Origin of the sequence: Rhodococcus sp. NBC_00294 (assembly GCF_036163995.1) — a bacterium.
In the GTDB taxonomy this organism is placed as follows: domain Bacteria; phylum Actinomycetota; class Actinomycetes; order Mycobacteriales; family Mycobacteriaceae; genus Rhodococcoides.
This window is the reverse complement of sequence record NZ_CP108043.1, coordinates 2,467,651-2,481,275: the sequence shown is the minus strand read 5'-3', so window position 1 is coordinate 2,481,275 and position 13,625 is coordinate 2,467,651. Positions and strand designations below refer to the sequence as shown.

Here is a 13,625-nt window from a genome sequence, read left to right as displayed (position 1 = left end):
GCAGGTCGGGCGAACGGGATCACGAACGGGTCGGGTCGAGTACATTTCACCTGGAAGCGGGTGACGGGGGCTGGTCACGAGGACGGTCTACATGGCGAGAATCACCGGTCCCGGTTCGTGGACGGACCGTGCGCAGCACTCACGGACGGTGTGGCGATCCACGGCACGCGCGGGTGATCCGGTGCGCTCCGACCTCGTCATCGTCGAAGGACTCGCCACCATCACGGCACTCTGCACGCTCCTGTTCGGCGCTGTCCTGGTCTGGATGACGACGGCCGACGACTACGCGTTCTCCTGGTGGTCGAAGACCTACACCTTCGGGGTCACGGTGACCGCCGCAATCACCTGGTGTGCGTTGCACACCCCGCGTGCCGCCATCTTCTACCGGCACACGGACGCGGTCACCCTGGTGGCCGCGATTCTCGTCGTCGGCAGTCCGGTCCTCGCCTATGCCAGCGCGGGGTCTGCTTACCCGGCCTTCGGACTCGTTCTGGCCATCGTGGCCTTCGCCGGAATACTCCAACGTCGCGCCCACATCGTCACGTTCACCACGCTGGCGGTGTGCGCGTGGACGGCGTTGGCGGTGGCTCACGGCACGGACGTGAGCGTGCAGACCTTTGCGGTGTCGGTGCTGCGAACCGTTCTCGTCGTCGCGGTCATCCACTACTTCCGCATGAAGACCATCGACCTGCTGTGGGAGAAGTATCGGATGGTCGACGAGCAACGTGCCGCGGCCGACTCCCTGTCGCACGTCGACGATCTCACCGGCCTGGCGAACCGTCGCGGCCTCCAGCGACGTGCGGCGACCGAACTGGATCGGTGCCGACGAGAGTCTCGGCCCGTGAGCGTTCTCTACCTCGACGTGGACGGTCTCAAGGATGTCAACAACACCCTCGGGCACGATGCCGGAGATGCCGTACTGGTACGACTCGCCGAGATGCTGGGGACCGCGTTCCGCGGCAGTGACATCGTCGCCCGCGTCGGCGGTGACGAATTCGTCGTGGTTCTCCCCGACACGGACCGGACCGTGGCGCTGGATCTGGGCGCGTCCATCCGCGATCTCTCGATGACCACCGAGGTGTCCGTCAGTGTCGGACTGGCAGTGTGGAGTCCGGGACCACACGCGCCGGATCTCGACGACCTGACGAGGCGCGCCGACAACGCGATGTATCGGGTCAAGTCACGGCGCTGAACGGCGACGCGGGAGCCGGGGTACCCGTTTGGCTCCCCGACGCACGGGTATCGCCACGACATGCCGGAACAACGCAGTGGGCTCGTCGTGGCCGTGACCGGAGCGACGGGAAACCTCGGGACCTCGGTCGTCGACGCGCTGGTCGACGACCCGGCGGTCTCCGCGGTCCGTGCGATCGCGCGGCGCTCGCCCGTGCCGACGAACGGTCGTCCGGCGTGGGCTCCCGCACGGACGACGTTCGTCGAGGCGGACATCGCACGGGACGACCTGGTCCCGCTGTTCGACGGAGTCGACGTCGTCGTACACCTGGCGTGGCAGTTCCAGCCGTCGCGCGATCCGGTGCAGACCTGGGACGTCAACGTCGTCGGCGCGATGCGGGTCTTCGACGCCGCGGCGGCGGCCGGAGTGAGCGCGTTGGTGCACGCGTCGTCGGTCGGTGCCTACTCCCCGGGATCGAAAGACGTTCGGGTGACCGAGGACTGGCCGACGCACGGCTGGCAGGGCGCGGCCTACACGCGCGAGAAGTCGTATCTCGAGCGTGTGCTCGACCGGGTGGAGACGCGGAATCCCGACCTCCGGGTCGTCCGGATGCGCCCGGCCTTCGTCTTCGAGGCGTCGGCGTCCACGGAGCAGCGTCGACTGTTCGGCGGACCCTTCGTCCCGGCCCGGCTGGTGCGACCCGCGTTCGTCCCGGTCTTCCCTGACATCGCGGATCTGGTGTTCCAGGGAGTGCACTCCCGTGATGTCGGACGAGCATTCGCCGCGGCGGCGGTGCGCGAGGTGTCGGGCGCGTTCAACCTCGCGGCGGACCCCGTCATCACCCCGGCCACCTTCGCGGAGATTCTCCGCGCGCGGTTGATCCCTCTGCCCGCGTCCGCGGTGCGACTCGCCCTCGATGCTCTGTTCACCGCACGCCTCGTTCCCACCGACCCCGGCCTCTTCGACGCGGTGCTGCGGCTTCCCATCATGGACTCCGGTCGCGCCCGCGACCTGCTGGAGTGGGCGCCTCGACACACCGCGCAGGACGCTCTCGCCGAGTTCGTCCGCGGCGTGCACGAGGTGGACGACGCCCCGACCCCGCCGCTGTCCGCGTGACCCGGCGGCGGTTTGCGTCGGGTGAGTGCGGGTAGTCCGCAGTCCATGACCCGAGAGCAGACGACGGGTGACGACCCGGCCCACGCGGACCCGGACGATCCTCGGAAGCCCGATTCACCCACCGATCTCACCAGGCCGTCGTTCTTCTACGTCCTGCGCAAGACCGCGCGCGAGTTCTCCAAGGACCAGTGCACCGATCTGGCCGCTGCTCTCACGTATTACGCGGTGCTGTCGCTGTTCCCGGCTCTTCTCGCCGTCGTGTCCCTTCTCGGCGTGTTCGGGCAGGGCGAGCGCACCGTCACCGCGGTGCTCGACATCGTGTCCGACCTGGGGCCGTCGTCCGCCGTCGACACACTGCGCGGACCGGTCGAGCAGCTCGTCCAGGCGCCCACCGCCGGACTCGCCCTGATCATCGGTCTGGCCGGCGCCCTCTGGTCGGCGTCCGGCTACGTGGGCGCGTTCGGCCGCGCCATGAATCGGATGTACGAGGTGGACGAGGGCCGACCGATCTGGAAGCTCCGACCGGTCATGCTGGTCGTCACTCTGGTCGGCCTGATCTGCATCGCCGCAGCGGGACTCATGCTGGCCGTCAGCGGTCCCGTCGCCACGGCCGTGGGTGACGCGATCGGTGCCGGCGACACCGCACTGACGGTGTGGAACATCGCGCGGTGGCCCGTCGTCCTCGCGCTGATCGTCCTGGCCGTCGCGATCCTCTACTACGCCACACCCAACGTGCAGCAGCCGAAGTTCCGATGGATCAGCACAGGGGCCGGCATGGCCATCGTCGTGTGGATCCTCGCGTCCGTGCTCTTCGGTTTCTACGTCGCGAACTTCAGCAGCTACAACAAGACCTACGGGTCGTTGGCCGGCGTGATCATCTTCCTGCTGTGGCTCTGGATCACGAACCTCGCTCTGCTGTTCGGGGCGGAACTCGATTCCGAACTCGAACGCGGCCGCCAACTCCAGGCCGGCATCGAGGCCGAGGACCATCTGCAGCTTCCACCGCGCGACACGCGCGTCTCGGAGAAGAACGAGGAGACCGATCGCGAACACGTCGAACGTGGTCGCGCCCTGCGCCTCTCACGTGGCGAGGACTCGTCCGCCCGGTAGCGTGGTGGTGACACGGGCCATGGGAGCCCGGAGCGAGGGTGGTCTGCGCGAGTGAGTGACACGGGGGCGGGCGCGCTGGTGGCGTCCGCACGCCGAGCGCGTCGGCAGTGGCGCGACGGCGATCCGGTGCGATCGGACGTGGTGGTCGTCCAGGGCCTCGCCGCGATCTGCGTGCTGAGCACCGTTCTGTACGGAGCGGTGTTCCTGTGGGTGGTGACGGACCCCGACTATGCGGTCCACTGGTGGGTTCAGTCCTACAACCTGCTGGTCGCCGCGCTCGCGGCCACGACGTTCTGGGCTCTGCACACGCCGCGGGCCGTGTGGTTCTACCGTCACACGGACGTCGTGACGTTCGTCGCCGCAGCCCTGATCATCGCCAGTCCCGTTCTGGGCAACGCCGATGCGGACTCCGGTTTCCCCGCCTTCGGACTCGCGCTCTCCATCGTCGCCGCCGCCGCGCTGCTGCAACGACGATGGCACGTGGTCGTCGTCGTCACCGGGGGCGTACTGGCCTGGATCGCCCTTGCCTCGGTCAACGGGATCGGAGACGCCGGGGTGCGCACCTTCGCGGCCGCGATCGTGCGCACCGTTCTGGTGGCGGGGTTGATCCACTACGTGCGGATCCGCACCATCGGTCTGCTGTGGGAGCGCTACAGGTCGGTGGATCGAGCACGCGCTCGAGCCGATTCGCTGTCTCACCGAGACGACCTGACGGGGCTGCTGAACCGGCGCGGTCTCGCGCGGGGCGCCTCGCCCGCGCTCGCCGACTGCGAACGTGATGCCGTGCCCGTCGGTGTCCTCTATCTCGATCTCGACGGTCTCAAGGAGATCAACGACCGAGCCGGCCACGACGCGGGCGACACGGCGCTGGTACGACTGTCCGGCATTCTCCACAGAAGTTTTCGCTCCGACGATCTGATCGCCCGCGTCGGCGGCGACGAGTTCGTGGTCGTCCTCCCCGGGGCCGGCGAACAGGAGGTCCTCGACCTCGGGGCGACCGCCCTCGACGGGCTCGGCGCCGCGCAGCTCTCCGTCAGTGCGGGGGTCGCGGTGTGGAACCCCGCCCCCGGCGGCGTCGGCCCGGACCTCGACGAACTGATGAGGCGGGCGGACAACGCGATGTATCGCGAGAAATATCGGCGTTGATCGGTCTCGTCCTGCTCGTGACTCCGAATTCGGGGTACTGCTCTGGGACGCCGCCGGTCACATCCGCGGCGTCGACGGCGTCGAGAACTGGCGTCACCATCGACGGTCTCGGCCGTCGACTCTCCGGACGCGCGCCGACGTCGGCAGCGCGTCGATACTCGAGGTGATCCATGACCCAGTCCATCTCTCCCACCGATCGTCGATCCGCCGGGACGATCCTGATCACCGGCGCGTCCAGCGGTATCGGTCGCGCCACCGCCCACCTCTACGCCGAGCGCGGCTGGTCCATCGTCGTGTGTGCCCGTGGCCGTGACGGTCTGGCCGCCGTGGCCGACGAATGCCTGCAACGCGGCGCCGCCGCGGTGGCCGTCAAGCCGGTCGACGTGGTGCGCGGCGACGACGTGACCAAGGTCGTCACCGAGGTCGTCGAGCAGTTCGGCCGCCTCGACGTCTGCGTGCACTCCGCCGCGGTGATGTCCTACGGGACGTTCCTCGACACCCCGGCAGAGGTGTTCGATCACGCCGTGTCGGTCGACCTGCTCGGGTCCGCGAACGTCGCACGGTCGACGCTCACGGTGTTCCGCGACCAGGAGCACGGCCACCTCGTGGTCATCGGCTCGTTGCTGGGCCGTATCGCGGTGCCGTGGATGGGCACCTACGTCACGTCCAAATGGGGGCTGCGCGGCCTCACCCGTGTTCTCCAGCAAGAGGTTCGGCAGTATCCCGGCGTGCACGTCAGCGCCGTCGCACCCGGTGCCGTGAACACGCCGATCTACGAGCAGGCCGCCACCGTCGTCGGGAGAGCAGGATCGCCGCCTCCCCCCGTCGCGGAGCCCGAGGTCATCGCCCGTGCCGTCGCGGCGGTCGTCCGGCGCCCACAGCGTGAGCGGGACGCCGATGCGGTGTTCGGCCTCGTCAACAAGTTCGCGTCGGCGGGCTACTCGCTGGTCCCGGCGGTCTTCGATCGACTCGTCGGGCCGTTGATGTGGCGTTTCGGCATCGCACGCGAGCCCAAAGACGATTCGGAGGGCAATGTATTCCACTCCAGGACCGCACCTCCCCCGCGGAAAGTGACCGCGCGGACCGGAGACCGTCCACACTGAGTCCATGACCACCCGACGCCGGTTGCCCCCACAGAAGCTCGGATCCCTCATCGGCGCCGTGTTCGGACTCGTGTTCGTGGTGGTCAACTCGGCGTCGTCGCCGACACTCCTGCGTCTCGCGTTCTGCGTGGCCGCTGCGGCGGCCGCGATCACCGTTCTCGTGGGAATCGCGCGCAATCCCGTGGCCACGGTGCCCGCGGGTGTCACACCGTTCGGACGCGGTTACGTCGTGATCGTGCTCGCCGAGGTGGTGCTGCTCTTCGTCGGCATCCGCATCGTGGCGGGGCCTCTCGGACTGCCCGAGGCCGGGGTCGCCTGGGTGGCCGTCGTGGTCGGCGTGCACTTCGTCGTCCTGGCGCGCCTGTGGCACCTGCGACTGTTCGACGTCCTGGGCTCGGTGCTGACCGTTCTCGGGGTGCTCGGCTTCGTCCTGGCCGTCGCCGGGTCGGACCGGATGTGGATCGACATCGTGGCAGGGGTTGCTTCGGGTGCGGTGCTCCTGGAGTTCGCGCGCCGAGGAGTGCGCCGGGAGGGTGGGCGTCAGCGCCGCCGCACCAGTGCGTAGATCAGGCCCACCACCGCCAGCACGATCAGCAGGAGAACGATGACGTGGAACGGCTGCAGTGAGCTCATGGGGCATCCTTGCACGCCGGGGAGCGCGTGGACCGCGTTCTAGAGCCCCACCTTCTCCAGCGCTTCGTCGTAGATCAGAGCCGCCTCGGACTCCGAACGGCCCTCCTGCAGCGCGCCCACGTAGACGGCGGACACCTCCTTCTCCACCGCCGTGTACTTCGCGAGCCACTGCTCGGCTCGCACGCGCCAGTAGCCGATGATGTCGAAACGGTCGACGCCCATACCCTGCTCGCGTCGCACGTACTTGCGGACGGCACGCGAGTCCGCGGCCTCCCCCGCGAAGAAGACGTAACCCTCGCCCGGCGGGAACTCCCACGCCTGCACCGCGTCCGGCAGCACTCCGGGACCGTGCCCGTTACCGGACCCGACGCACCACTGCACTGTCACCTCGGCCGCCGACTCGAACGTCTGCACGTCGGCCTCGTCGAGAACCTCGACGATCGCATGGGCCCGAGTGTTCGCGGGCAACTCCTCGAGCACTCGGCCCAGCGCCGGAAGCCCGGCGAGATCCGCCGCGAGGAGGAACCACGCGGTGTCCGCCGGCGGCGCGAACCAGTGCCGCGGTGGAGTGACGACCACGACGTCGCCCGGTCGCGCCGACAGCGCCCAGGAGGCGGCCACCCCGCCGTCGTGGGCGACGAAGTCGATCACCAGCTCACCGGCGTCCGTCACCCGGCGCACCGTGTAGTTGCGGCCCTCGGGACGGGCGGCGTCGTCGTGGTACCACCACACCCCGTCGACACACTGCATGGCCGGCGGCCGAGCGTCGCCGGGAGCCGGGAAGTAGAGCGCGACGCACTCGTCGGCCACACCGGCCGGGCGGTACCGGCGCAGGTCCTCTCCGCCGAAGGTGAGGCGAACGAGGTTGGGGCTCAGTGTCGTCCGGTCCACCACCTCGGCCCAGTAGAAGGTCGGCTCGGTGTCGTCGGTCATCGTCGGTGCTCCCGCAGTCGAGGTCGTCGTTCCGAGTTAGGTTACCCTGACCAGGCCGGGTGTGGTGGTGCCAGGACGAGGCGATTTGGTGGTCGACGGGTGCCATGGGTTAGAGTCTCTTCTCGGCGAGGATGCATCCGAGAGGGTGCTGTCGGAGCCACGAACATTCCCCCATAGCTCAATTGGCAGAGCATTCGACTGTTAATCGAAGGGTTTCTGGTTCAAGTCCAGATGGGGGAGCACACAGAGCCCGTGACCGTCGTCGGTCACGGGCTCTTCTCGTTTCGCCGCACCCGCCCCGGGGAGTTCGCCGTGCCCGGTCACGTCGGGCAGGATGGTCTCAGACGTCTCGAAAGGACTCACGCTCACATGATGGGAATGTTGGCCGGCATCGCTGCCGGATACGTGCTCGGCACCAAGGCGGGGCGGGCGCGCTACGAACAGATCAGCCGCGCGACGAAGGCGGTGGCGTCGAGCCCGGCGACGAAGAAGGTCGTGTCGGCCGGACGCCAGAAGTTGGCCGACACCCTCAGCACGCAGCCGAAGCTCGAGCCGATGAAGCAGGTCGACGACACTCAGCTCTACATCCCGCACGACAAGCTCTAGACGGCGGGGAACTCCGCGTCCGTGGTGCTGCCGACGGCCTGCTCCAACAGGCTGCGGCGGTACTGCTCGAGCGCGATGAGGTCGCCGAACAGCGCGTTGTAGTCGTCCGGCTTCTCGATGGGTGACATGCGCTGCAGCTTCGACTTCAGTTCCGCCACCTGCCGGCCGACCCACACCTCCTGCAGACGCGCGAGCACCCCCGAGATGTAGCGCGGGGTCGCCTCGTCGGAGATGGGCATGGCCTCGACGGCCAGTTCCGTGACCAGGGAGCGCAATCCCTTCGGCTCCGCCTTCTTGCCGACGGCGTCGAGCCACTCCCCGCCCCCGAGCCCCGCGGCCGTTCCACCGGCCTCGCGGACCGCCTCGGACACCGCGGCGTACGCCGGGTGCCCGAACGTCTCGGGCGGCAGCGAATCGAACACGGACCCGGCGATACCGGGGTGCTGCATGACGGCCTTGAGGGCTTCGCGCTGCGGCCACAGCGTGGGGTCGTTGCGCGCCGGATGGGCCGGTCCGACCGGCGCGGCCTTCTCGGTCTCGGTACTGCGCACCGGCCGCCGGAGCGGCGCCGGAGCGCCACCCTTCGCGATCTTGGCCGCTTCCTCGCGCACCCGGTTGACCACCATGCGCTCGTCTATCCAGCCCACCCAGCCGCTGAGCCGAGCCGCGTAGTTGTCGCGGAGCGCACGGTCCTTCATCTGGGCGACCATCGGCACGGTGCGGCGCAGGGCTTCGACCTGTCCCTCGGCGGTGTCGAGATCGCACTCGGACAGAGCGCCGCGAATGGCGAACTCGAAGAGTGGGGTACGACGCGCGACGAGATCACGTACCGCCGCGTCCCCCTTCTCGAGGCGCAGGTCGCACGGATCCATCCCGTCCGGAGCCACCGCGATGAACGTCTGGCCGGCGAGCTTCTGGTCTCCCGAGAAGGCCTTCATCGCGGCGGCCTGACCGGCGGAGTCCCCGTCGAAGGTGTAGATGATCTCGCCGCGCCAGAACTTGTCGTCCATCAGCAGCCGACGCAGGAGCGCGAGGTGCTCGTCACCGAAAGCGGTACCGCACGAGGCGACCGCCGTCTTGACTCCCGCCAGGTGCATGGCCATGACGTCGGTGTAGCCCTCGACGACGACGGCCTGATGCCCCTTGGCGATGTCCTTCTTCGCCAGGTCGAGGCCGAACAGCACCTGAGACTTCTTGTACAGCAACGTCTCCGGAGTGTTGACATACTTTCCCGGCATCGTGTCGTCGTCGAAGATCTTGCGTGCGCCGAAGCCGATGACGTCACCGGACAGGTTGCGGATGGGCCACAGCAATCGACGGTGGAACCGGTCCATCGGACCCCGCTTGCCCTCGCGGGACAGCCCGGCCGCCTCGAGTTCCTTGAACTCGAAGCCCTTGTTCAGCAGATGCTTGGTGAGCGTGTCCCACCCACTCGGGGCGAACCCGCACCCGAACTCCTGTGCCGCGGCGGCATCGAAGTTGCGCTGCGTCAGGTAGTCCCGCGCCGCCTGCGCCTCGGGTGATCCGAGTTGCTCGGCGTAGAACTGCTGCGCTGCCGCATTGGCCGCGACGAGGCGGGACCGGGTCCCACGATCACGCTGGACCGAGGTGCCGCCACCCTCGTACGAGATGGAGTAGCTCAGCCGATCCGCGAGTTGCTCGACGCTCTCGACGAACGTGATGTGCTCGATCTTCTGCAGGAACGTGTACACGTCGCCGCCCTCACCACAGCCGAAGCAGTGGAAGGTGCCGTGATTCGGCCGGACGTGGAAAGACGGGTTCTTCTCGTCGTGGAACGGGCAGAGCCCGCTCATGGAGTCGCCTCGCGGAGCCTTCAGTGCGACGTACTCGCCGACGATGTCCTCGATGCGAGTGCGTTCGCGAATGGCGGCTACATCGCGTTCAGGTATCCGGCCGGCCACGAGCCCAGTCTAGTGCCGGGTCCGACACGGCTCCCCCGCCGTACCGACCCGGACCCGCTAACCCCAGGACGCCTGCGCTCCGAGGCTGCTCTTGTCCACCCGTTCGAGCCGCGACTCCGTGTAGGACGCGATCTGATCCACCACGACGCGGATGCGCTGGGAGTCGTCCGCGGCGGCGTTCCACACGGGAACGAACATCGGATCGAGCGAGGTCGGTGCCGAGTACAGCAGCCAGGCCGCGACGCGGTGGATGCGATCGCGCTGACGGTCCTGCCGGAGCCGGTGCCCGGCGTCGGACATCACGTAACGCAGCGCCATCGTCTTGAGCAACGCCACCTCCGCTCGGACCAGCGACGGTACGGAGAGATCGGCCTCGTAGCGCCGCACAGGCCTGCCGTCGGCTGCCTCCCGGGTGCTGGAGATGGCGGCGGTGGTGAATCGGCCCACCAGTTCGCTCGTCATCCGCTTGAGCGCCACCGAGCGGACGAGAGTGCCGTCGTAGCCTGACGCATCGGTGACCACCGGCATCTCCGACAACCGCTGAGCGGCCTCGCGCATGTGGTCACGGTCGAAGCCGCGGAACTCGCTCACCGACATCTCGGCGAGGGCCGACTGCTCGCTGGGGTCGGCCAGCGACCGGAGGTCGATGCGCCCGGCGATGATGCCGTCCTCCACGTCGTGCACCGAGTACGCGACGTCGTCGGCCCAGTCCATCGCCTGCGCCTCCAGGCTCTGACGACCCTGGGGTGCGCCCTCGCGGATCCAGGTGAGGGTGTCGGCGTCGTCGTCGTAGGCGCCGAACTTCGCGCCCGGCCGCGGCCGCAACCACGGGTACTTGATCGCGGCATCGAGCGAGGCACGAGTGAGGTTCAGCCCGGCGCTGGCGCCGTCCTCGGTGAGGACCTTCGGTTCCAGCACCGTGAGGATCCGAAGGTTCTGAGCGTTGCCCTCGAACCCGCCGCAGGACTCGGCCACCTCGTCGAGGGCCCGCTCGCCGTTGTGTCCGTAGGGCGGGTGGCCGATGTCGTGAGCCAGCCCGGCCAGTTCCACCAGATCGGGGTCGCACCCGATGCCGTCGGCGATGCTGCGCCCGATCTGGGCGACCTCCAGAGAGTGCGTCAATCGGGTGCGGGGCGTGTCGCCCTCACGGGGACCGGTGACCTGAGTCTTGTCGGCGAGGCGTCGCAACGCGGCCGAGTGCAGCACCCGGGCGCGATCACGGGCGAAGTGTCCTCGCGAATCGCCGGGTGTCTCGGTGAGCACCAGCGCGGCCGTCTTCGGCCCCTCCGCCACCAGTCGTTCGAGGTCCGCCGCGTCGTACTGCGTCACTGGCTGGCCGTGTACTGGAAGTCCGCGGAGTAGTGCGTCAGCTGGTACCACAGCAGAGCCGCTGTCTCCCTGGCGATCCCGTGGATCTGCGACTCGCGGGTGAACACGGCGGGGCCCTGGCGAGTGGGCGACGTCCACGCGTCCAGACCGGCGTCGCGCGCCATGGTGCGGGTGCGCAGCGAGTGCCACGGATCGCTCACCAGGGTGATGTCGGTCAGTCCTCGCGACTGCAACTCCGCCGCGACGGCCTCGATGCTCAGCAGGGTGTCCGACCCCTCCTCGACGGCGACGATGTCCTCGCCCGGAACACCCTGATCCATCAGGTAGTTCCGACCCGACGCCGCCTCGGTGTAGTTGTCGCCCACCTGCTTGCCACCGACCGTCACGATCAGCGGAGCGACCCCGCTGGAGAACAGCGCCGACGCCTGTTCGAGTCGCGCCTCGAAGACCGACGAGGGGACGCCGTCGTACTGGGCCGCGCCGAGCACGACGATGGCGTCCGACGGCGTGTGATCGTCGATCCGAGCCACCTGCCACACCCGCACGGCGGTCCCACCGACGAGGAGCACTCCCACGAGGACCACGCCCGCCACGAGCCGACGGAGCCAGCGCGCGACGGTGCCGCCGAAGCCGAGACGATCGGGCTGCGGCACGTACGGGTCGTCGTAGCGGTAGTCGGTACTCACACGTCGATTCTGCCAGCCGCACCCGCGGAGATCGGTCCGGCGCGCCTCACAACCACCCGTTGTCCTCCGCGATGCGCACGGCCTCGGCGCGCGTGGTGGCACCGGTCTTCCCGATGGCGGCGGAGAGATGGTTCCGCACCGTGCCCTCGGAGAGGTGCAGTGCGGCGGCGATGGACCCGGCGGTGGTCCCGGAGCGAGCCGCGGACAGGACGTCCCGCTCCCGCGGTGTCAGGGGCGAGTTCCCGGCCGTCAGCGTCTCCGTCGCCAGTGCCGGGTCGATGACGCGCATCCCGGCGTGGACCCGCCGGACCGCCTCGGCGAGCTGGCGAGCGGGCGTGTCCTTGACCACGAATCCGCCGGCACCGGCGTCGATGGCCCGCCGCACGTACCCGGGCCGTCCGAAGGTGGTGACCACGAGCACGCGACACGTGGGGACTGCCGCCCTCAGCAGGGCGGTGGTGGCGATGCCGTCTCCCCCGGGCATCTCGACGTCGAGAAGCGCCACGTCGGGACGGTGCTCGAGCGCTGCGGGCACCACCTCGTCGCCGCGCCCCACCTCCGCGACGACGTCGAGATCGTGCTCGAGTCCCAACAGGGCGGCCAGAGCGCCGCGGACCAGGGCCTGGTCGTCGGCCAGCAGGAGTCGGATCGTCACGGCGCCGTCACCGTCACCGTGAACCCACCGTCTCCTCCGCGCGCGACCCGGACGACGGCGCCGAGGGCGTCCGCGCGGTCGGTGAGTCCCCGCAGGCCGGTGCCCGTGGACTCGCCCTGCGGCCCGATGCCGTTGTCCGCGACGGTGATCCGGCGGGCATCGAGTCGCACCCGGCACTCGGTTCCGCCGCTGTGACGCACCACGTTCGTCACCGCTTCCCGGAGCGCCCAGGCGAACAGCTCACGGAACTCCTCCGCCACGTCACGCACCGACCCCTCGATGTGCAGTGTCATCCCTGCCGCTTCGACGGCGCTGCGCACTCCGCGTATCTCGGTGTCGAGTCGCAGGTGTCGCAGCCCGCCCACCGTCGATCGCACGTCGGCGAGCGCTGCGCGCGAGAGGCTCTCGACGTCGGCGATCTCGACAGCGGCACGCGCCGGATCCACCTCGACGAGTCGCCCGGCCAGCTCGGCCTTCATGGTGATGACGGTCAGCGAGTGGCCGAGGATGTCGTGGACGTCGCGAGCGACTCTCTCGCGCTCCTCGACCACGGCAAGGTCGGACAGGCGGCGGCGCGCCTCGGTCAGCTGGATGTTGCGAGCGACGAGTTGGCTGATTCCCCAGGCGGCGAACGCGGCCACCGCCACGGTGAACCCGGCGGAATCGTCCGGGGTCCACTTCGGGACGACACGGGGAAGCACCTCGACCGCGGCGACATTCGCAGCGAGCACGAGGAGACCTGATCGGGGCGGGAGGGTCATGACGGCGAGAACCGCCACGAACACGCATCCCGTCAACACGGAGTCGCCGGCTGCGGGAGCGACCGGAACCAGCAGCAGCATCAGCGCCACCACCACAGCCCACTGTCGGGGTACTCGCACCTGCGCCTCGGCGTGCAGCCGACCACGGAAGTCGCGGAAACCACCCAGGAACACCGCGGCGAAGGCGAGCAGACACAGCGCTGCGGCCACCTGCCAGTGGACGGGCCCGTCGTAACTCCACACCGCCCGTACCGGATAGATCAGGTAGGCCAGCCACACCGCACTGAAGATCCAGCCTCGGCGCACGGCGGCGCGCAGTCGCGTCCCCTCGCTGTCGTCGACGTTCACCTCGCGCGGCTCGATGACGAAATGCGACCGAAGTGACTGCACGAGGCCCTGACGACGGCCGAGCGCGGCGGCGGTGGTCCTGCTCACCGCCGCCACGCTAGACCCC

At 69.1% G+C, this 13,625-nt stretch carries 13 protein-coding genes and 1 tRNA gene; 8 read left to right on the top strand and 6 right to left on the bottom strand.

From position 1 onward, the window contains the following. Positions 1-91: 91 nt before the first annotated feature. The 6 genes from OHB23_RS11645 (at position 92) to OHB23_RS11620 (ending at position 6,211) form a co-directional block, all read left to right on the top strand. Positions 92-1,192, top strand: a complete 1,101-nt coding sequence (locus OHB23_RS11645; protein WP_328809578.1) for a GGDEF domain-containing protein — start codon at positions 92-94, stop codon at positions 1,190-1,192. A 60-nt stretch (positions 1,193-1,252) separates the two neighbouring features. Next, positions 1,253-2,287 carry an NAD-dependent epimerase/dehydratase family protein gene (locus tag OHB23_RS11640; RefSeq protein WP_328809577.1) on the top strand — a complete coding sequence of 345 codons (1,035 nt, stop codon included), beginning with the start codon at positions 1,253-1,255 and terminating at the stop codon, positions 2,285-2,287. A gap of 45 nt (positions 2,288-2,332) precedes the next feature. Continuing rightward, entirely contained in the window at positions 2,333-3,397 is a 1,065-nt protein-coding gene (locus tag OHB23_RS11635; protein WP_328809576.1) for a YihY/virulence factor BrkB family protein, read from the top strand. Between the two features lie 51 nt (positions 3,398-3,448). Further along, positions 3,449-4,543 (top strand): GGDEF domain-containing protein, encoded by a 1,095-nt coding sequence (locus OHB23_RS11630; protein WP_328809575.1) that lies wholly within the window; start codon positions 3,449-3,451, stop codon positions 4,541-4,543. Between the two features lie 170 nt (positions 4,544-4,713). Next, positions 4,714-5,646, top strand: a complete 933-nt coding sequence (locus tag OHB23_RS11625) for an SDR family NAD(P)-dependent oxidoreductase (protein WP_051613353.1) — start codon at positions 4,714-4,716, stop codon at positions 5,644-5,646. A gap of 4 nt (positions 5,647-5,650) precedes the next feature. After that, complete coding sequence (locus OHB23_RS11620; protein ID WP_328809574.1) at positions 5,651-6,211, top strand: hypothetical protein; 561 nt, start codon at positions 5,651-5,653, stop codon at positions 6,209-6,211. Positions 6,212-6,318: 107 nt separating this feature from the next. On the opposite strand, the gene OHB23_RS11615 is transcribed toward OHB23_RS11620, so the two are convergent. Continuing rightward, positions 6,319-7,212, bottom strand: coding sequence for a siderophore-interacting protein (locus OHB23_RS11615; protein WP_285185609.1), 894 nt, complete (start codon positions 7,210-7,212; stop codon positions 6,319-6,321). A gap of 167 nt (positions 7,213-7,379) precedes the next feature. Here OHB23_RS11615 and OHB23_RS11610 point away from each other — a divergent pair. Then, positions 7,380-7,452, top strand: a tRNA-Asn gene (locus OHB23_RS11610). Positions 7,453-7,581: 129 nt separating this feature from the next. Continuing rightward, positions 7,582-7,818: a hypothetical protein gene (locus tag OHB23_RS11605; RefSeq protein ID WP_027505741.1), complete on the top strand. Its 237-nt coding sequence runs from the start codon at positions 7,582-7,584 to the stop codon at positions 7,816-7,818. Here the strand turns inward: OHB23_RS11605 and dnaG are convergent. Genes dnaG through OHB23_RS11580 form a run of 5 tightly spaced genes read right to left on the bottom strand, consistent with a single transcriptional unit; the run spans position 7,815 to position 13,606 of the window. Beyond that, entirely contained in the window at positions 7,815-9,740 is a 1,926-nt protein-coding gene (gene dnaG, locus OHB23_RS11600; protein WP_056445766.1) for a DNA primase, read from the bottom strand. The genes OHB23_RS11605 and dnaG overlap by 4 nt on opposite strands. Before the next feature lie 57 nt (positions 9,741-9,797). Continuing rightward, positions 9,798-11,069 (bottom strand): deoxyguanosinetriphosphate triphosphohydrolase, encoded by a 1,272-nt coding sequence (locus OHB23_RS11595; protein WP_328809573.1) that lies wholly within the window; start codon positions 11,067-11,069, stop codon positions 9,798-9,800. Continuing rightward, positions 11,066-11,755 carry a YdcF family protein gene (locus OHB23_RS11590; RefSeq protein ID WP_027505738.1) on the bottom strand — a complete coding sequence of 230 codons (690 nt, stop codon included), beginning with the start codon at positions 11,753-11,755 and terminating at the stop codon, positions 11,066-11,068. The genes OHB23_RS11595 and OHB23_RS11590 overlap by 4 nt, the downstream gene beginning before the upstream one ends. A 46-nt stretch (positions 11,756-11,801) precedes the next feature. After that, positions 11,802-12,410: a response regulator transcription factor gene (locus OHB23_RS11585; RefSeq protein ID WP_027505737.1), complete on the bottom strand. Its 609-nt coding sequence runs from the start codon at positions 12,408-12,410 to the stop codon at positions 11,802-11,804. Then, entirely contained in the window at positions 12,407-13,606 is a 1,200-nt protein-coding gene (locus OHB23_RS11580; RefSeq protein ID WP_328809572.1) for a sensor histidine kinase, read from the bottom strand. The genes OHB23_RS11585 and OHB23_RS11580 overlap by 4 nt, the downstream gene beginning before the upstream one ends. Positions 13,607-13,625: the final 19 nt, after the last annotated feature.

What these genes read in the sequence shown, in the direction of transcription:
- OHB23_RS11635 (WP_328809576.1), top strand. Translation starts at nt 2,333, where the DNA reads ATGACCCGAGAGCAGACGACGGGTGACGACCCGGCCCACGCGGACCCG.
- OHB23_RS11620 (WP_328809574.1), top strand. Translation starts at nt 5,651, where the DNA reads ATGACCACCCGACGCCGGTTGCCCCCACAGAAGCTCGGATCCCTCATC.
- OHB23_RS11615 (WP_285185609.1), bottom strand. Translation starts at nt 7,212, where the DNA reads ATGACCGACGACACCGAGCCGACCTTCTACTGGGCCGAGGTGGTGGAC.
- OHB23_RS11645 (WP_328809578.1), top strand. Translation starts at nt 92, where the DNA reads ATGGCGAGAATCACCGGTCCCGGTTCGTGGACGGACCGTGCGCAGCAC.
- OHB23_RS11605 (WP_027505741.1), top strand. Translation starts at nt 7,582, where the DNA reads ATGATGGGAATGTTGGCCGGCATCGCTGCCGGATACGTGCTCGGCACC.
- OHB23_RS11640 (WP_328809577.1), top strand. Translation starts at nt 1,253, where the DNA reads ATGCCGGAACAACGCAGTGGGCTCGTCGTGGCCGTGACCGGAGCGACG.
- OHB23_RS11625 (WP_051613353.1), top strand. Translation starts at nt 4,714, where the DNA reads ATGACCCAGTCCATCTCTCCCACCGATCGTCGATCCGCCGGGACGATC.